The following is an 18,002-nucleotide window of genomic DNA, read 5'->3' as shown; positions in this document are numbered from 1 at the left end:
CGGTGGCACCGGCCGCCGTTCGGAAGGAGCGCGGCGACGCCCGCCCGGCCCGCACCCTGCGGGCCGGGCCGCTGGCCGCCGCCCTCGCCGCCGCCCTGGTGCTCGCGCTGACCGCCGCCGTCTCGCTCGGCTCGGTGGACGTCCCGCCCGGCGAGGTCTGGTCGGTGGTCGTCCGCCGGCTCACCGGCCGGGCCCCCGAGCCCGGCACCCTCGACCTCATCGTCTGGCAACTACGCGTGCCCCGCGCCCTGCTGGCGGCCGTGGTGGGCGCCGGACTCGGCCTGGTCGGCACCGCCGTGCAGGCCCTGGTCCGCAACCCGCTCGCGGACCCCTACCTGCTCGGCATCTCCTCCGGCGCCTCGCTCGGCGCGGTCGCCGCGATCGTCCTCGGCACCACCCTCGGACTCCAGCTCTCCTTCGGCAGCGCGCTCGGCCTCACCGTCTCCCTGGCGGCGTTCGCCGGCGCGCTCGCCGCGTTCTCGCTGGTCTGGCTGATGGCCCGGCGCGGCGGCGGCTTCTCCCCGCTGCGCCTGGTCCTCGCGGGCATCGGCATCGCCCAGTTCCTCGGCGGCCTCACCAGCTACCTGGTCCTGCAGACCCGCGACGAGCAGCAGACCAGGGGTGTGCTGTTCTGGCTGATGGGCAGCCTGGGTGGCGCCGTCTGGGCCCAACTCGCCGTCCCCGCCGTCGCGGTGGCGCTCGGGCTGGCCCTGCTCCAGGCTCGCGCCCGGGGACTCAACGCGATGCTGATGGGCGACGAGACGGCCGCCGGGCTCGGCGTGGACGTCGCCCGGCTGCGCCGCGAGGTCTTCGTCGTCACCAGCGTGCTCACCGGCGTGCTGGTCGCCGTCTCCGGGGCGATCGGCTTCGTCGGGCTGATGGTGCCGCACGTGTGCCGGCTGCTGGTCGGTGCCGACCACCGGCGACTGCTGCCGCTGTCCGCGCTCACCGGGGCGCTGCTGCTGGTCGTCGTCGACACCGTGGCCCGCACCGCCCTGGACGGCCAGGAACTGCCGATCGGCGTGGTCACCGCCGTCCTCGGCGCCCCCACCCTGCTCTACCTGCTGGACCGACGACTGGAGCGCAGTTGAGGATCGCCGTCGAAGACCTGAGCGTCGCCCTGGCCGGCCGGACGGTGCTGGCCGGGGCCAACCTGATCGCCGAGGAGGGGGAGATCGCCGGGCTGGTCGGGCCCAACGGCAGCGGCAAGTCCAGCCTGCTGCGCACCGTCTACCGGCACCTGCGGCCCAGCGCCGGCCGAGTCCTGCTGGCCGGGCGGGACCTGGCGGAGCTGCGGCCGGAGCAGTCCGCCCGGCACATCGGGGCGCTGCCCCAGGAACGCGGCGGGGACTTCGAGTTGAGCGTCCGCGAGGTGGTCGCGATGGGCCGCACGCCCTACAAGCGGGCCTTCGCGGCCGATGACGCCGAGGACCGCCGGATCACCGCCGAGGCGTTGGACCGGGTCGGCATGGCCGAGGCCGCCGACCGCCGGTTCGCCCAACTGTCCGGCGGGGAACGGCAACGGGTGCTGCTGGCCCGGGCACTCGCCCAGCAGCCGGACGTCCTGGTACTGGACGAGCCGACCAATCACCTGGACGTCCGGCACCAGGTCGAGCTGCTCGCCCTGCTCCGGGAGCAACGCCGCACCACCCTGGTGGCCCTGCACGACCTCAACGCGGCCGCCTCGGTCTGCGACCGGCTGCACGTCCTGCACGACGGTGCCCTGGTGGCCTCCGGTGCGCCGCGTGAGGTGCTGAGCCCCGGGCTCCTGGCGGAGGTCTTCGGGGTGCGGGCGGCCGTGGTCGAGCACCCGCTCACCGGCGATCCGCTGATCGCCTTCGACCATCGCGTCCCGGCGGGGGGCCAGGCCGCTGCCCGACAGCGCTGATTCGCGGCGATGAGTCTCCGGTCTGCCGTCCCCTCCGAGCCCCGTCCCCTCCGAGCCCCGTCCCCTTCGAGCCCGTCCCCTCCGAGCCCCGTCCGTTCGACGCCGGGTGACGGTGGGAGCCGGTCGGACTCCGTCGCCCGGCGGGACGGGGCACGGGTGTGGGCGAGGGTGTGGGCGCGGGTGTGCGCGGGGCCCGGGCCCCGTCCGGCTCCTAGGACACGCCCTGGCGGCTCTCGTAGTGGCTCGGGCGGCCGTCGCGCAGCACCAGGCGGCCGAGTCGTGCGGCCTCCTCGCTGCGCAGCAACTCCCGCTCACCGTGGGAGTGGTGGAGCACCGCGGAGTGCCAGGGCGTGGTCCAGGAGTCGGCCGCGGCCAGCAGCCGGATGCCGAACTTGGACGCCCCGGCCGGCTGCGGGTGGATCGAGAGCCGGACGGCGCGCGGGTGGTGTTCGGCGATCAACTCGCCCCAGGCCCGGCTGCGCTGGATCACGCCGTAGGCGCGGCGGCGGCACTCCCGCTGAAGGGCGGAACGGGTGCCGGTGAAGCCGACGGTGTCCTCGGTGAGAAAGCGGGTGATGCCCCGGTAGAGCCGCAGGGTCTCCTCCTCGGTCAGCACCTGTTCGCGCAACTCCTCGACGCTCGGGGCGTACCGGGCGTGCACCCGGGAGCGCTTCTCGTCGTACGGGAGGTCGCCGAGGACGGCCCGCAGGTCGAAGGTGTCGAGATGGGTGAGGCCCTCGCGGGCGATCATGGCGGTCAGGGCGTCCGAATAGGCGTCTATGTGGTCGTCCGGGACGTTGATCAGGTCGCCGAAGATGTGGCCGTCGGAGCAGATCAGGATGCGGGCGCCGGGTGCGTGCAGGCGGCCGATCTCGGCGCACAGCCCGTCGAGGAAGGTCAGCGACAGTCGTTCGCCCTCGTCGGGCAGGTGGCCTAGCACCTTCGCCGGGTTCGGCGACTTGCAGGGGAAGCCGGGCAGGGACAGCACGATCGGTTCGCCGGCGGCGATGAAGTCCGCCAACTGTGCCAGCTGGACCGGGAAGTGCTCCGGGCGGGCGTCGAACTCCGGGTCCGAGGCGCGCCGGTGCGGCAGCAGCAGGCCGAGGACGCGGGCGGCGAGCCGCTCGGCCGAGGGGCGGTCCTGGAAGGCCGTCATGCCGGGGGTGGCGGCGCTGCCGGTGATGCCGGCAGGGATGGCAGGGACGGCAGGGACGGCAGGGGCGGCAGCGGTGGCGGGCGGCGCGGGGGTGGCGGCAGGGGCAGTGCCGACGGGCGGCATGGTGGGTCCTCCACGGAAGGCGGTTCGGTACGGGCTGCGGACGGGACGGGCGGAGGCGGCTGCTCCGGTCGCCCGGGAGCGGTCAGCGGCGGCGGTCGTAGGCGACCGGCAGCCGGTTCACCCCGCGCGCCAGGACGGCGGGGATCCAGGCCAGGTCCGCCAGGCCGTCGCCGGGCACCTCGGCCGGGCGCAGGCCGGGCAGCCGGGTGAGCAGGGTGGCGAGCGCGGTCTGGAGCTCGGCCCGGGCCAGTGCGGCACCGGGGCAGTAGTGGACACCGTGGCCGAAGGCGAGGTGGGCGTTCGGCGTGCGGTCGAGGTCGAGGCCGTCGGGCTCCGGGAACTGCGCGTCGTCGCGGTTGGCGGCGCAGAGCGAGACGATCACCGAGTCGCCGGCCGGGACGGTGGTGCCGAACAGGTCGCTGTCCTCGGCGAAGAACCGCCAGGTGGTGAGCTCGAACGCGGCGTCGTGGCGGAGCAGTTCCTCCACCGCGCGGGCGATCCGGCCGGGCTCGTCGGCGCCCTCGCGCAGCCGGGCGAGCTGCTCGGGGTGGCGCAGCAGGGCGACCAGCATGGTGGTGATCTGGTTGGTGACCGGTTCCTGCCCGGCGACGAGCAGCTGGAACACCATCGAGTCGAGCTCCGCGCGGCTCAACTCGCCCGCGTCATGGGCGGCCACGAGCCGTCCCAGCAGGTCCTCCTGGGCCGTCCAGCCAGGCTCCCGGCAGTCGGCGCGCTTGCGGGCGACGACATCGGCGATGTACGTCTGGAGGCCGCGCAGCCGCGCCTCGTACGCCGGGCGGCCGGGATCCTGCGGGCCGACCGGCTGGACCACCTTGCCCCAGTCCCGGTCGAAGCGCTCCGCCAACTCGGCGGGCAGGCCGATGACTTCGGCGAGCACCCGGAAGGGGTAGTGGGCCGCGAAGCCGGCCACCAGGTCCGCGCCACCCGACTCCGGCAGCTCGTCCACCAGGGCGTCGGCCAGCTCCCGGAACCGGGGGCGCAGCGACTCCACGCGGCGCGGGGCGAAGGCGTCCAGCACGAGCCGGCGCATCGAGGTGTGCTTGGGCGCGTCCTGGTGGAGCAGGTGGACCTGGAGCTGCGAGTGCTGCGGCTCGGGCATGATCGACGCGAGCCTGCGCCAATTGTCGTTGCCCAGTGCGTGGTTCTTGCCGAGCCGCGGGTCGTTGAGGGTCGCGTGGGCGGCCCGGTAGCCGGTGACCAGCCAGGCGTGGATGCCGCTCGGGAACTCCACCCGGTGCACCGGTCCGGCCTCCCGCATCCGCTGGTAGAGCGGGTAGGGGTCGCGCTTGTACGCCGGGCCGTACAGCGGGACGGGGGAGGGGAGTTCGTCGTGGCCGTACGGGCAGCGCGGGGCGTCGTCGGTGGCGGCGGCCGGTTCGGTGGTCGCGTCGGTCATCTGGGGTCCTTCGGTCCTTCGGTGCGTGGCGTGGCGTGGCAGTGCTTGGCGTTGCGCGGGGGTGCGGGGGTGCGGGAGTGCGGACGTGGCGGGTGGCGGAGCGGTCAGGACCCGGGGCCGCGGCGGCGGTGCGGGGCGAGCAGGGCCACGGCGGTGGCCGCGACGAGGGCGGCCAGGGCGATCCCGGTGCGGGTACCGGTGGTGTCGCGGGTCCCGGCCAGGGCGGCGGCGGTGCCGAGGGCCGGGCCGAGCGCGAAGCCGAGGCTGCGGGCGAGTTGGACGGCGGAGCCGGCGGTGGCGAGCTTCCCGGGCGGCGAGGAGGACATCACCAGGGCCTGAGTGGGACCGCCGTTGAGGCCCATCCCGGCCCCGGCGAGGGCGAGCCGCGCGGCGATCTCGGGCGCGGACCAGCCGCTGTCCAGCGGGACCAGAAGGGCGAGGCCGAGGGTGGTGACGGCAGCGCCGGTGAGGGCGGTCGGGCGGGCGCCCCAGCGGTCGGCGAGCCGGCCGCCGACCCGGCCGGCCAGCACCATGCCGAGCGGGAACGCCAGCATGGTGAGCGCGGTGGCGGTGGCGCTCTCGCCCCGGGGGCCGCGCAGGTGCTGGGCGAGCAGGTAGTGACAGGCCGCGAAACCGGCGGCGAGTGCGAGCACCGAGGCATTGGCCCTAGCCGTCCCGGCGGCCCGGAGCACCTCGGCCACCGGCCGCCCGCCCGGGCGGCGCAGCCAGAACAGGACCGGCGGTACGGCGGGCAGCAGGAGCAGCAGCCACAGTGGGGACTTCGGGGCCATGGTGAGCCCGAGCAGGACGGCGGCCACCGCGGCGCCGATCAACGCGGCGTCGCCGAGCGACGACCGGTCGGGCGGCCGCAGCCCGCCGCGGCGCGGGGCGTGGCGCCGCACGATCAGGACGGCGGCCAGGCAGACCGGCAGCTTCACCAGGAAGATCGCCCGCCAGCCCAGGTGGTCCAGCAGCAGACCGCCGACCACCGGGCCGGTGACGGCGCCCAGCGGGCCGAGGGTCGCGGGCACGCTCATCGCCCGGCCGCGCAGCTCGGGCCGGACGGAGGTCGCGGCGAGCACCGGCATCAGGACGAAGAGCACCGCGCCGAAGGCGCCCTGGAACAGCCGGGCGGCGATCAGCCAGCCGGCCCACGGGGCGCAGGCGGCCAGCACGCTGCACAGGGCGAAGCAGCCGACCGCGAGCAGCAGGGCCGAGCGGGTGCCGACCTGGTCCAGCCACCGACCGGCGGGCAACAACAGGGCGACGAGCGGGAGTTGGTATCCGAGCACGGCCCACTGGGCGACCCCGGGGGAGACGTGCAGGCCGGCCGAGATGTCGGTGAGCGCGAGGTTGACCACGTTCATGTCGAGCATCGCGACGAAGGACAGCAGGCCGGCGGCGACGACCAGGCTCCAGCGGTCGACCGGCTGTTGCTGACGATCCGTCAGGGGTGGGGAGGTCGGGGTGGGTTGCGCGGTCATGAAGTCCCTCCGTCTCCCGTGCTGCCGGACCGGGCTCCGCCTCGGCGGCGGGGTCCGGTACAGCAGTCGGTGGCGCGGGGGCTCCGGTTCCGAACACTTGGGGGATTTCTTTTCGCGGCCGGCGGCGGCGGAGGTTGGAGAGGCCTGGGGTGGGAGGTCGGGGACGGTCGGCCGGAGGCGACTGGCGACTTTCAGCGAACAGATGACAGATTTCGAAATCTGTCATCTGTTCGCTGTCGGTCGTCGATTGTCTGCCGTCCGCCGCCCCCGTCCGTCACTCAGCAGGCGGTCGCGAGTTCCCCGGCCTCGGCGGCGCGCAGCCGTGCCACCAGTTCCTCCCGTGCCCGGGCGACCCGGGACCGGACGGTCCCGACGGGGCAGCCGGCGACCTCGGCCGCCTCGGCGTAGCTCAGGCCGACCACCTGGGTCAGCACGAAGGCCTCCCGCCGCTGGGCGGGCACCCGGTCCAGCAGGTCGTCCAGCGCGATGCCGTCCTCGAAACCGGCCGTCGGCGCTCCGCCCTGTCGCTCCGCCGCCTCCTGCCAGTCCGGCAGCGCCGCACAGCGCGGGCGGGAGGCCGCCATCCGGTACCGGTCGATCACCGTGCGCCGGGCGATCGACAGCAGCCAGGTGCGGGCCGAGGAGCGCCCCGCGAACGAGGGCAGGCCGCGCAGCGCGCGCAGGAAGGTCTCCTGGGCGAGGTCGTCGGCGGACTGTACGTCGGTCAGGTGGGCGACGAAGCGCCAGACGTCCCGCTGGGTCGCCCGGACGAAGGCCTCGACGTCGGCGGCCCGCCCGGAGCGGGCGGTCAGTGCCAGGGCGGTGAGCTGTTCGTCATCCACGGCGGCCCCCCACCCGGCCGGTCCCGGCGCCACGGCCGTGCGGGACGATGGTCGTATGAGATGCGCGCAGTTCCGTACCGCTCTGTCCGCCCGGCTCGACGGTGAACCGAGCGGTCTGCCGGAGGTCCGGCTGGACAAGCACGTCGCGCGCTGCGCCGGTTGCCGGGACTGGATGACCCGGGCCGAACGGTTGCGCGGTCGGGTACGGGCGGGCGCCGCCGACGGGCCCTCGCCCGAGTGGTCGGCCGGGCTGTTGGCCCGCCTGGGCGAGGACCGGCCGGGAGGCCGCGGTCCGGACGACCCGCGAGGCGTCGAACGATAGGCGGAGTGGACGGGTCGGGCGCGTCCGGAGGGGCGTGAACGGTGGGACGGGGGCGCCGGCCGGAGCCGGAGCGCCGTCGAAGTCAGACATGGGATGGTCCCGAGGGGAAAGGCGGGGAGCGGCACCGCGCAGCGCGGCGCCGTCGGCGTCCATGGGCAGCCGCGCGGCGCGCCGGACCCCTGGGGGATTCGGCGGCGGACGCGGGCCCGCACCCTGACGGCACGACGACGCTGGGCGTGACCGTGCGGCAGGGCGACCTGCCCGCCGGGAGCGTCCCGGACGGCCGGAGGCGGCCGGGAGGATCGGGAAGAGGGCGGCGGGCGCGTCAGCAGGCGAGGGCGAACGCCGGCGGACCGCGCCGGACCACGGCATGCGTCAGCAGCACCGAACGCGTCGGCCGGGCCCGGTCGGCGGCCGGGCGGGGCGGCGTGGGCGCCCGGTAGCCGAAGGGGCGCGCGAAGAGCGCCAGCAGCGGGAGCGGCAGCGCCCCCGCCACCACCGCGCCGAGCGCGCCCAGCAGCTCGAAGAGCCGGACCAGCGCCGCGTCACCGCGCCAGAGCAGGAGCGCGCAGGCCAGCGCGGCGAGCACGTGGGCGGCGGTCATCCCCAGCGACATGCCGTGGGACATTCCGTGCGCCATGTCGTGCGCCGGTGCGCTCGTCGCGTCCTGCGCCGGGCCGTACGACCCGGCGCCCGGAAGGGCGCCGTGGAACGTTCCGTCGGGCATCACGTGCGGGCCGTCGGGCATCCCCGTCATCCCGGGCAGGCCCGCGTCCACGGCGGTCGTGCCCGCGCCCCCGTGGTGCGTACCCGCGATCGGCCGCAGGCTGCCGGCGCTCGGCGGGACGTCCGGATCGATGCCCGCCATCCGCGCGAGTTCGACCGGGGAGAGCCCGCCGGTTGCCCGGTCGGGGTTGCAGAGCAGGAGGGTGGCCCAGTCCGTGGTGGCGAGTCGGCCGAGGCCGCCGGACCCTCGGGAGAGCGCCCCGGCCTGCTCGAACAGCTGGTGCAGCGCGGTCTGCGCCACGATCATCCACAGGCTGATCACCCCGAGCCCGCGCTGCTTTCCGGCCAGCAGCCACGTCAGTCCGAGGACCGCCCCGAAGCCGCCGGTCAGGACCGTCGGCGAGACCCCGGAGCCGGCCATGGCGACGTGCGCGGTGGCAGCCATCGCCACGCACAGCGCGGCGAAGACCGCGGCGCGCAGCAGGCGGATCCGGTCGGTCATCACGATGGCACTCATCGTCGCACCCGCTCTGCCCGGCCCGTACCGCACCCTCCGGTCTTGGCCGGTTCCGTGCCGTGAGACCATGCCCGGCCGCCCGTCCCGCGGCCTGTGCCGGCGCGGCCGGATCGCCGCTCGGCCGGGGGCGTCGGCGTGGCTGTCGGCCCGGCCCGCCGTCCGGCGTGTCGGGCCGAACAACTGCTCGTACGACCATCGGGGCGGTTTGACAGCGCGACTCCCGTGCTCACTAAATGTGCACCACCCAGTACGGTGCGTATCGGGACGATGTCGTCCACAAACAGGGAGGTCCGGCCTTGGAGACCCCGACGGATACCTCGGCGCCCATTGCCGACAGTGCCAAGTCCGCCCCCGCGGAGCCGACCGTCCCACAGCAGGCGACGGGCCCGGAGCGGGCGAAGGCCCCGGCCGAGGCCGCGGAGCCCGGCGACCGGGCCCGAACCGTCGAGGCGCCTGAGGCCGTCGAGGCGTCCGAGGCCGCTGAACCGGCCGGAACCGGGAAGCCCGCCGGAACCACAGAGGAGGCCGAAGCCGCGAAGGCGGCCGGAGCCACCGAGCCGATCGAAGCCGCGAAGGCGGCCGGAGCCGCAGAACCGGTCGAAGCCGCAGAACCGGCCGGAGCCGCGGAGACGCCCGGAGCCGCGGAGCAGGCCGAATCCGCAGATCAGGCCGACTCCCCCGGATCCGCCGGCCCGGTCACCGCCGACCCCGCCAAGCCCGCCGACCCCGCCGAGCCCGCCGAGCCCGCCGACGCGGCTCAGCCCTCCACTCCGCCCGCGTCCGCCGACCCCGCGTCCGCCGACCCCGTGTCGGTCGATCTCGCCGACCCCGGCTTCTGGCAGCTGCCCGCCCCCGCCCGCGCCGCCGCCTTCGCCGAGCTGCGCCGCCGCCCCGGCCCGGTGTTCTTCGGCGACTGCGCCACCGGCCGCGGCTTCCACGCCCTGGTCCGTCACGCCGATGTGGTCGAGGCCAGCCGCACGCCCGGCGTCTTCCTCAGCGGTCCCGGTGTGACCACCCCCGCCCCGGCCCGCTGGGTCCGGCTGCTGTTCGGCGACTCCATGGTCAACCTCGACGACCCCCGCCACGCCCAGCTGCGCCGGATCGTCTCGCGGGCGTTCACGCCCCGGCTGCTCGACCGGGTCGAGGAGGACGTCCGGCGGATCAGCACCGACCTGGTCGACCGGATCGAGCGGGAGCGGCCGGAGGACTTCGTGACCGCGGTCGCCGCCGAACTCCCGTTCCAGGTGATCTGCGCCATGATGGGCATCCCGGAGCGGCCGCGCCGCACCATCCTCGAACTGGTCAACCGGAGCTCCGAGGACATCGGGGTGGCCCGCCCGCTGCGCCGCGGGCTCCGGGTGCCCGGGCGCGGGCTCCGGGCGCTGGCCCGGATGCAGGGCATCGTCGCGGGGATCGGTCGCCAACGCAGGCGTCGGCCGGAGGAGGACCTGATCTCCGCGCTGGTCACCGCCGACCTGGACGGCCGTCGGCTCACCGGGCGCGAACTGGGCGCCTTCTTCAGCCTGCTGCTGGTCGCCGGGGTCGAGACCACCCGCAACGCGCTGGCCCACGGCCTGCACCTGCTGACCGCCCACCCCGAGCAGCGCGCCCTGCTGCTCGAGGACCTCGACGGGCGGCTCGGCGGCGCGGTGGACGAGATGATCCGCCACGCCACGCCGATCATCCAGTTCAACCGGACCCTCGCCGTGGACCACGAGCTGGGCGGCGCCGGCGGCCCGCTGCTGCGGGCGGGAGAGAGGGTCGCGCTGTTCTACGGTTCGGCCAACCGCGACGAGGACGTCTTCCCCGACCCGGATGTCTTCGACATCACCCGCACGCCCAACTCCCACCTCGGTTTCGGCGGTGGCGGTCCGCACTACTGCCTCGGTGCGCACCTGGCCCGGCAGGAGATGACGGTGCTGTTCCGCGAGCTGTTCACCCGGCTGCCCGAGGCGAGGTCGGTCGGCGAGCCGCAGCTCGTCCCGTCCAGCTTCGACCACCGCGTGCGCTCGCTGCGCTTCACCTTCTGAAGCGAACGTCTTCCGAACCGGACGTCCGGGCCGCTTCGTTCCCCCGGAGCGCCCGGACGTCCGGAGTGCCTAGCCGGCCGGTTCCCAGACCGCGTGGTCGTGCGCGAACAGGACCCGGCTCGGCCCGTGCCCGGCCACCCGGTCGAGCCAGGAGCGGTACCCGGGCAGTGGTGGGGCCGCACCCTCGCGTGCCGCCCGCCGGGCGAGCACCGCCTGCCCGTACTCGGAGGCGAAGTCGTAGGCCTGTCCGGCCAGCAGGACCGGCCCGGTGCCGGGGCGGTCGACCAGCAGGGACTGGTGGCCCCCGGTGTGGCCGGGGGTGGGGAGCACCCGCACGCCCGGCCACACCTCGGCCTCGCCGTCCAGCTCGCGGTACTCGGCGCCGGGGAAGTCGACCAGCGCGTCGATGGTGTACCCGCCGCGCCGGGCGGTGGCCAGCTCGTCCGCCTGGACCAGGACGGGAGTGCCGGCGAACAGCGGGTTGCCGCCGCAGTGGTCGAAGTGCAGGTGGCAGTTGACCACCAGGTCGATGTCGCCGACGGCTACCCCGGCGGTGGCGAGCGCTTCCGGCAGCGGGCGGCGGACCGGACGGTAGTGCGCCTCGGTCTCCGGCTCGCCGCCACCGATCCCGGTGTCGAAGAGCAGCAGCCCCTCCGGGCGTCTGACCAGGTACGCGAGCACGGGCTCCACGCGCGGCTCCGGGCCGCCCGTCTCGGTGGCCGGCCGGATGATGTACCCCAGGTCGAGACGGCGGATCACGCGCAATTCAGCCCCCATGCCTTGTCGCAGTGCGTCGCCCTGGCCCCGTACGGGCGGCCGTGCGGGCCCCCGGTTCGCACCCTACCTGCCGACCGGCAGCCCCCGGTCGGCCTTCACCTGCTTCATCGTCAGGTGCGAGTTGACCTGTGCGATGCCCGGCAGACCGGAGAGCACGTCGGTGATGAAACGCTCGTACGCGGCGATGTCGGCGACCGCGATGCGGAGCAGGTAGTCGGGCTCGCCGAACAGCCGGTGGGCCTCCACGACCTCCGGCAGCTCGGCCACCCGGCGCTCGAACTCGGCGACCGTCACCTGGTCCTCGTGGCGCATGGTGATCGTCACGAAGGGCTGGAATCCTCGTCCGACCGCCGTGCCGTCCAGCACCGCCCGGTAGCCGCGGATCACGCCGTCCTGTTCCAGTTGGCGCACCCGGCGCAGGCAGGGGGAGGGGGTGAGGTCCACCCGGGAGGCCAGCTCGGCGTTGGTGAGGCGCCCGTCCTGCTGGAGCTCGCGCAGGATGCTGCGGTCGATTCGGTCCATGGCGCAACATTCTGCCAAAGCGCCGCTCCGACCTGCGGAAAGTCGCCATCGCGTGCCAGCCCGATCCGGCTACCTTCAGTGACCGCACCGGCTGCCGGGGCCGCCCGGCCGTGCGCCGGGGCGCCCCTGGCCCACTACCGGAGCCTTCCCGGCCCACGCCGGGAGACCCCCGGCCGATCCGCCGGGCCCCACCGCGACGAGCACGACAGGCCACGCCCACGCCCATGGACACCCACGCCCTCCTCCTCTTCCTCGGAGTCGACCTGCTGCTGGTCTGCACCCCGGGCCCCGACTGGCTCTACATCGCCGCCCGGGGCCTCGGCCAGGGCCGGCGCGCCGCGCTGATCGCGGTCGGCGGGGTCTGCGCCGGGTACGCCGTCCACACCCTGCTCTCCAGCGCCGGACTGGCCGCCGCACTGCGCGCCGTCCCGGCCGCCCTGCCCGTGCTGCGCCTCACCGGCGCCGCGTACCTGTTGGTGCTGGCCGTCATGATGCTGATGGCGCTGCGCAAGGGCGGGGGCGCCGCCGCCCTGGCGGAGCCCAAGCCGCAGCCCACCGCGACGGTGCTGCGCCAGAGCATGCTGACCGCGCTGCTCAACCCGAAGGGGCTGCTGCTCTACCTCTCCCTGGTGCCGCAGTTCGTCGACCCGGACGCCGCGCTGCCGGTCGGCGGGCAGGTGCTCGCGCTCGGCTCGCTCAACGTGCTGGCCTGTGCGGTGGTGTACGGGCTGGTCGCGTACGCCAGCGGGCGGCTCGGCGGCCGGTTCGGCGGCACCCCGCGGGCGGCCCGCCGGATGACGGTGGTCTCGGCGGTGCTGCTGATGCTGGTGGCGGGCGTCACGGCGAGCGCCTGAGAACGGGAGCACAATGCCGGGCATGACTGATCGTCGTTCGTTGCCGGCGGGATCCCCAGGAACGACCGGGATCACCGGTCACCCCGGCACCACCGGTCACCCCGGAACCACCGGCAAGTCCGGAACCACCGGCAAGGCCGGAACCACCGGAAATCCCGGAACCACTGGCACCACCGGCACTGCCGGCACCACCGGAGGCCCCGGACACCTCGACCGCCCGACCGCCCACGCCTGGGCGGCTCTCGGCGGACCGCCCGAGCTGCTGGAACGGGTGACCTTCCACGGCCCGGAGGACGTCCTGCCCTCCGGGCTGCCGGTGCGCCGGCTCGCCCGGGCCGCCGTGGCCGTCTGCTCGCTGGCCGCCGCCGAGCTCGCCGCCCATCGCGGCGGCGGGTCCGTCCCGGCCGTCCGGGTCGACCAGGGCGCCGTCGCCACCGCCTTCGTCAGCGAGCGGCACCTGACAGTCGACGGCCGTGCGCCCGTCACCTTCGCCCCGCACTCCGGCTTCTGGCGCACCGCCGACGGCTGGGTCCGCACCCACGCCAACTACCCGCACCACCGCTCCCGGCTGCTCGCCGCGCTCGGCCTCGCCGCCGACGCCGGGCCCGAGCAGCTCGCCGAGGTGCTCGGCAGGCTGCCGGCCGAGCGGATCCAGGAGCGCGCGTACGAGGCGGGGGCTCTCGCGGTGGCTGTCACGCCGGTGAGCGAGGCCGTGCACCCCCTCGTGGAGCACCGGGAGGTCGGCGCCCTCGCCGGAGCCGCGCCGGTGCGCCCGCTCGGCGGGTCCCCGGTGGACCGGCCCGCCGCCGGGATCAGGGTCCTCGACCTCACCCGGGTGATCGCCGGTCCGGTCGCCACCCGTACCCTCGCCCTGCTCGGCGCCGACGTCCTGCGGGTCGACTCGCCCCGGCTGCCCGAGGCCGACGACGCCCACGCCGACACGGGCTTCGGCAAGCGCTCCACCCGCCTCGACCTCGCCGAGCCGACCGACCGCGCCGCATTCGAGGACCTGCTCGCCACCGCCGACGTCCTCGTCACCGCCTACCGCCCCGGTGCCCTCGACGTCCACGGGCTCGGCCCGGACGCCCTGTTCGCCCGCCGCCCGGACCTGGTCCTCGCCCAGCTCTGCGCCTGGGGCTGGACCGGTCCCCGGGCCGGCTGGCGGGGCTTCGACAGCCTGGTCCAGGCGGGCGTCGGCATCGCCGCCCACGAGGCCGCCCCCGACGGCCGCCCCGGCGTGCTGCCCGCCCAGGCCCTCGACCACGGCACCGGCTACCTCCTCGCCGCCGCCGTCCTGCGCTCCCTCACCGACCAGCGCACCCGCCGCCCCGGCGGCCGCCACCTGCGCTTCTCCCTCGCCGGTACGGCCTCCTGGCTGCTGCACGGGATCGAACCAGAGGCACCGCGGGGGGCCTCGTCCGAGCCGTACGACCCTGCCCGGTGGCTGGCCGAGACCGACTCCGCGTACGGGCGGCTGCGCCACGCCCTGCCGCCGATCGGGTACGAGGGGGCGCCCGCCGACTGGTCGCGCCCGCCCGGGCGCTGGGGAACGGACGAGCCGGTCTGGCTCTGAGGACGCAGGGCGAACGGTGTCCGAGGCGTCTGGCAGCATCCTCATCATGACCGCACACGCCACCGACTGCACCTGGTTCGCGCAGCGCTACCCCGTCCTGGGCGAGGCCCACTGCCTCACCCAGGTCCAGGGGATCTCCGCCGACGAGCTGCTGCGCCGCTTCGACGCCCTGCCCGGCCGGGAGGTCACGGGGCTGGACGCGGTGGTCGCGGCCTGGGAGTCCTTCGAGGACGGGGAGGACGAGCAGGACGAGCAGGACGAGGAGGATGAAGAGACCGGGGACGACGAAGAGATCGGGGAGGGCGAGGACGCAGGGGCGCTGCCCGGCGCGGCTGACGACCGCCTGTTCGTCGCCGTCACCGAGCTCGACGGCTGGGCGATCGGCGTGGAGCCGTTCGGCTACCTCGGCACCCTGGACGAGATCCTTCCCCGGCTCGGCGAGGGCACCCGGCTGGTCTCGCACTTCCGCAACTCCATGGCGGTCGACCACTTCCACTGGTGGGAGCACGGCATCCGGCGGCTCCACTTCGAGCCGCTCTTCCCGGGGCAGCGGGACGGCTCGGACGCCGAGGCCCCGGGCGTTCCCGAGCTGCTGACCGCCTGCGGTTTCGACCTGGAGACGGAGTCGCACGCGCTGTGCGGCGAGGCCGCGTTCGCACTGGCCGAGCGGCTGACCGACGTCCGGCTCGACCCGGACCGGCTGGAGTCCGCCACCTTCCGGATCGGCTACGCGCCCCGCCCGTGACCGGTTCCGGCAAGCCGTGAGGCCGTGCCCCGGCGGGACACGGCCTCGGCGCACACTCGGTGCAGTTGACGCAGGTGACGCAGCCGTCGGTGCGGTGTGTGCGGTCGGCGGGGTCAGCGGGGTCGGCGCAGGCGGTGCGCAGGCGGTCAGATCCCCGAGGGGATCCGCTTGGCCCGGCTGCGGACCTGGATCGCCGTCACGATCTCGATCAGGCCCAGGATCACCAGCCAGCACCCGGCCAGCACGGTCAGCGCGGCGATCGAGCCGACCGGCCAGACCATCAGCAGCACGCCCGCCAGGGTGTTCGCCACACCGGCGAAGGCCTGCCAGCCGCGGGCCGGCATCAACGGGTCGGAGATCGCGGCGGCGAGCTGGGTGATGCCGCGGAACAGCCAGCCGATCCCGATCCAGAGAGCGAGCAGCAGCAGCGACTGCACCGCGCTGCGGAAGCAGAGCAGCCCCAGCAGCACACATATCGCGCCACTGATGAAGGCCAGGACCCGCAGAGCGGTGGTGGAGTGGGTGCCGAACGCGGCGACCAGCTGGACGATGCCGATCACCAGCAGGTAGAGGCCGAACAGGACGCCCACCACCAGGAGCGTCTCCCGGGGCCAGACGAAGACCACGATCCCGAGGGCGAGCGAGGCGAGTCCGGCGACCAGCAGGACCTGCCAGGCCGCCTTGGCGAGCAGTCCGAGCGGGCCCTGGACCGGGGTGCCGTCGGGGGTGATGATCGGAGGGGCCACGGTGGCGTACTCCTCGGGCTGACGCCGGGCGACGGGTGGCCGGTGGCGTGCTGGTCGGTGACGACGCAGGACGGGCGGGGGCGGGTCGGCCGGCTGACGGGCAGGGAACGAACCCCAGCCTCTCCGCGCCACGGTGTGGCCGCGCGCCGGATACGGCCGTTCGGGTGATCCGCCGCAGTCGCCGGAATGTCATCCCCCGGACACTCGGCGCCCATATCGTCGGCCAGTATGACTTCTGAAGGGTGGGGGACCCCTCCGGTCGAGCCGATCAGCCAGCACTACATCGTCTGCGGGGGCAACGCGCTGGCCCACCGACTGGTCCGGGAGCTCGTCGAGCACTACGAGGTCCCGGTCGTCGTCCTGGTCGCCGACCGAACCCGTGACCACGCGCCGCAGATCGAGCAACTCTCCGGCGTCGCCGCGGTCGTGGAGTACGCGAGCGTCACCGAGGAGGCGCTGCGCGCGGTGTCCATCGGCACCGCGCGCGGTCTCGCCCTGGTCGAGGGGAGCGACCAGGAGAACATCCACGCCGCGCTCAGCGCCCAGAACCACAACCCGGACATCCGCATCGTGTTCCGGATGTTCAACCAGCGGCTCGGCGAGAACATCGAACGACTGCTCAAGAACGGCGCCGCGCTCTCCGGCTCCGCCACCGCCGCTCCGGCCTTCGCCTCCGCGGCGCTCGGTCGGCCCAACTCGGTGGAGATCGAAGGGCGTTACCTGCACATCGCGTTCGACGACGACATCACCTCGGACCGGATCTGCGTGGTCGCCGACCAGATCGACCGTCAGGACCTCAGCAGGATCCGGCTGCTGCCCGAGCAGCAGGGCGGCGACTCCGCAGAATTCGTCCGGCTCGCAAGCGAGTTCGGAGACGACGGACCCGTTCGACCCGGCGGCGTCCGGCGCGAGCCGGTGGTTCCGGCCGAAGCGGATCCGGCGGAGGGACCCGGCGGCCGGGCCGCGCTCCAGGTGCTGAGGATCGAGCCCAGGGAGCCGATCGACTGGCGACGGCGGCTGCGCTGGCGGCTGCTGGACACCATGCGCTTCTTCACCAGCGCCCGGATGCGGCTGGTGCTGCTCACCGCCCTCGTGGCGGTACTGCTGGCCTTCGGCGTGCTCTGGTACCTCAACCGGAACTTCGGCTGGACCGTCTACATCGCGCTGCTCGACCTGGCCGGCGCCGCTCAGCCGGACCAGCCGGGCGACATCGCCGCAGGGACGGGCACCGGAGGGTTCTGGCAGCGGGTCGCGCAGGTGGTGATCACGATCTGCGGGATCACCTTCGCGCCGGTCGCCACCGCCATCGCGGTCGAGGTGCTGGGCTCCGGGCGGCGTGGGCAGCCGCGCAACCCCGGGGCGGGCACCCGGGACCACGTGATCGTCGTCGGCCTCGGCAACGTCGGGACCCGGGTCGCGACCCAGCTCCACGACATGGGCGTGCCGGTGGTCTGCATGGAGCGGGACCCGCAGGCGCGCGGCATCGCCGCCGTGCGGGCGCTGGGAATCCCGGTGGTGCTGGGCGACGGCCCGTTCGAGCAGCAGCTGCGCCGGGCCCGGCTGAAGCACAGCCGGGCCCTGGTGGCGGTCAGCGGGGACGACGCCACCAACCTGGAGGCGGCCCTGGAGGCGCGCCACGGGAATCCGGGGGTCCGGGTGGTGGTGCGGCTGTTCGAGGACGACTTCGCCGGCCACTTCTACAAGACCCTGGACAACGCGGCCTCCCGGTCGGTGTCCTACCTGGCCGCGCCCGCCTTCGCGGCCGCGCTGATGGGGCGTGAGGTGCGCGGGACGCTGTCGGTGCTGCGGCACGTGCTGCTGATCGCCGAGCTGAAGGTGGCGGACGGCAGCGGGCTGATCGGGCTGAACCGGCACGACCTGGAGGACCCGGGCGGCGTCCGGGTGATCGCCCTGCGCTTCGCCCACGGCGGCTCGCTGCAGTGGAACTTCCCCGACCGCACCCGGCGGCTCGCCCCGGGGGACCAGATCGTGGTGGCCGCCACCCGCAGCGGGCTCGCCCGGCTGAACACGGCGGCGGTGGCGGAGGACTGAGCCGGTAACCGGGTCGGCCAGGCCGGCCGGGGCGGCCGGGGCGGCTGGATCGGCCGGTCCCGGTCCCGGTCCCGGCGGCGTGTTCAGCCGGGTGACGCCGGACAACTGACGGATGACAGTCGACGGATGACGGAGTTCAGCTGACAGATTTCAACATCTGAAATCTGTCAGGCGGCCCGGGCGGCGAGCTCGGGCTCGCTCTCCTCCCCGCGTCCCTTGGGGTCGGCC

Annotated in this window: 16 protein-coding genes; 8 read left to right on the top strand and 8 right to left on the bottom strand. The window is 74.8% G+C overall.

What is annotated here, in order from left to right:
• Positions 1–2 precede the first annotated feature (2 nt).
• Entirely contained in the window at positions 3–1,091 is a 1,089-nt protein-coding gene (locus tag ACWD4P_RS05755; RefSeq protein ID WP_359827580.1) for a FecCD family ABC transporter permease, read from the top strand.
• Complete coding sequence (locus tag ACWD4P_RS05750) at positions 1,088–1,888, top strand: ABC transporter ATP-binding protein (protein WP_449778670.1); 801 nt, start codon at positions 1,088–1,090, stop codon at positions 1,886–1,888. The genes ACWD4P_RS05755 and ACWD4P_RS05750 overlap by 4 nt, the downstream gene beginning before the upstream one ends.
• Positions 1,889–2,099: 211 nt before the next feature.
• On the opposite strand, the gene ACWD4P_RS05745 is transcribed toward ACWD4P_RS05750, so the two are convergent.
• The 4 genes from ACWD4P_RS05745 to ACWD4P_RS05730 all read right to left on the bottom strand — a co-directional run bounded on the left by ACWD4P_RS05745 (position 2,100) and on the right by ACWD4P_RS05730 (position 6,910).
• Complete coding sequence (locus tag ACWD4P_RS05745) at positions 2,100–3,044, bottom strand: L-tyrosine/L-tryptophan isonitrile synthase family protein (protein ID WP_449778751.1); 945 nt, start codon at positions 3,042–3,044, stop codon at positions 2,100–2,102.
• A 205-nt stretch (positions 3,045–3,249) separates the two neighbouring features.
• Positions 3,250–4,584 (bottom strand): cytochrome P450 family protein, encoded by a 1,335-nt coding sequence (locus ACWD4P_RS05740; protein ID WP_449778669.1) that lies wholly within the window; start codon positions 4,582–4,584, stop codon positions 3,250–3,252.
• Between the two features lie 104 nt (positions 4,585–4,688).
• Entirely contained in the window at positions 4,689–6,068 is a 1,380-nt protein-coding gene (locus ACWD4P_RS05735) for an MFS transporter (protein WP_449778668.1), read from the bottom strand.
• A 278-nt stretch (positions 6,069–6,346) separates the two neighbouring features.
• Positions 6,347–6,910 carry a sigma-70 family RNA polymerase sigma factor gene (locus ACWD4P_RS05730; protein WP_359822551.1) on the bottom strand — a complete coding sequence of 188 codons (564 nt, stop codon included), beginning with the start codon at positions 6,908–6,910 and terminating at the stop codon, positions 6,347–6,349.
• A 55-nt stretch (positions 6,911–6,965) separates the two neighbouring features.
• On the opposite strand from ACWD4P_RS05730, the gene ACWD4P_RS05725 reads away from it, so the two are divergent.
• A complete protein-coding gene (locus ACWD4P_RS05725) occupies positions 6,966–7,232 on the top strand; it encodes a zf-HC2 domain-containing protein (protein ID WP_449778667.1) in 267 nt (88 codons plus the stop codon).
• Between the two features lie 325 nt (positions 7,233–7,557).
• Here the strand turns inward: ACWD4P_RS05725 and ACWD4P_RS05720 are convergent, their stop codons facing one another.
• Positions 7,558–8,475, bottom strand: a complete 918-nt coding sequence (locus tag ACWD4P_RS05720) for a hypothetical protein (protein ID WP_449778666.1) — start codon at positions 8,473–8,475, stop codon at positions 7,558–7,560.
• Between the two features lie 806 nt (positions 8,476–9,281).
• Here ACWD4P_RS05720 and ACWD4P_RS05715 point away from each other — a divergent pair.
• Positions 9,282–10,505 (top strand): cytochrome P450, encoded by a 1,224-nt coding sequence (locus tag ACWD4P_RS05715; RefSeq protein ID WP_449778750.1) that lies wholly within the window; start codon positions 9,282–9,284, stop codon positions 10,503–10,505.
• Between the two features lie 69 nt (positions 10,506–10,574).
• On the opposite strand, the gene ACWD4P_RS05710 is transcribed toward ACWD4P_RS05715, so the two are convergent.
• Together ACWD4P_RS05710 and ACWD4P_RS05705 are read right to left on the bottom strand one after the other, a co-directional pair.
• Complete coding sequence (locus ACWD4P_RS05710; RefSeq protein WP_449778665.1) at positions 10,575–11,282, bottom strand: N-acyl homoserine lactonase family protein; 708 nt, start codon at positions 11,280–11,282, stop codon at positions 10,575–10,577.
• Between the two features lie 63 nt (positions 11,283–11,345).
• Positions 11,346–11,804 carry an Lrp/AsnC family transcriptional regulator gene (locus ACWD4P_RS05705; RefSeq protein ID WP_449778664.1) on the bottom strand — a complete coding sequence of 153 codons (459 nt, stop codon included), beginning with the start codon at positions 11,802–11,804 and terminating at the stop codon, positions 11,346–11,348.
• Between the two features lie 224 nt (positions 11,805–12,028).
• On the opposite strand from ACWD4P_RS05705, the gene ACWD4P_RS05700 reads away from it, so the two are divergent.
• The 3 genes from ACWD4P_RS05700 to ACWD4P_RS05690 all read left to right on the top strand — a co-directional run bounded on the left by ACWD4P_RS05700 (position 12,029) and on the right by ACWD4P_RS05690 (position 14,976).
• Complete coding sequence (locus tag ACWD4P_RS05700; RefSeq protein WP_359822539.1) at positions 12,029–12,658, top strand: LysE family translocator; 630 nt, start codon at positions 12,029–12,031, stop codon at positions 12,656–12,658.
• A 259-nt stretch (positions 12,659–12,917) separates the two neighbouring features.
• The gene (locus ACWD4P_RS05695) at positions 12,918–14,231 is read left to right on the top strand and encodes a CoA transferase (RefSeq protein ID WP_449778749.1); all 1,314 of its coding nucleotides are present in this window, start codon (positions 12,918–12,920) and stop codon (positions 14,229–14,231) included.
• Positions 14,232–14,277: 46 nt separating this feature from the next.
• Positions 14,278–14,976, top strand: coding sequence for a DUF6461 domain-containing protein (locus ACWD4P_RS05690; RefSeq protein WP_449778663.1), 699 nt, complete (start codon positions 14,278–14,280; stop codon positions 14,974–14,976).
• Between the two features lie 146 nt (positions 14,977–15,122).
• Here the strand turns inward: ACWD4P_RS05690 and ACWD4P_RS05685 are convergent, their stop codons facing one another.
• Positions 15,123–15,722 (bottom strand): HdeD family acid-resistance protein, encoded by a 600-nt coding sequence (locus tag ACWD4P_RS05685; RefSeq protein WP_359822533.1) that lies wholly within the window; start codon positions 15,720–15,722, stop codon positions 15,123–15,125.
• Between the two features lie 228 nt (positions 15,723–15,950).
• Between ACWD4P_RS05685 and ACWD4P_RS05680 the strand changes: the two genes are divergently transcribed.
• A complete protein-coding gene (locus ACWD4P_RS05680) occupies positions 15,951–17,774 on the top strand; it encodes an NAD-binding protein (RefSeq protein WP_449778662.1) in 1,824 nt (607 codons plus the stop codon).
• Positions 17,775–18,002 lie beyond the last annotated feature (228 nt).

It is taken from the genome of Kitasatospora sp. NPDC002543 (genome assembly GCF_053594915.1).
The sequence above is the reverse complement of the archived record's forward strand: the minus strand, read 5'-3'. Positions and strand labels throughout refer to the sequence as shown.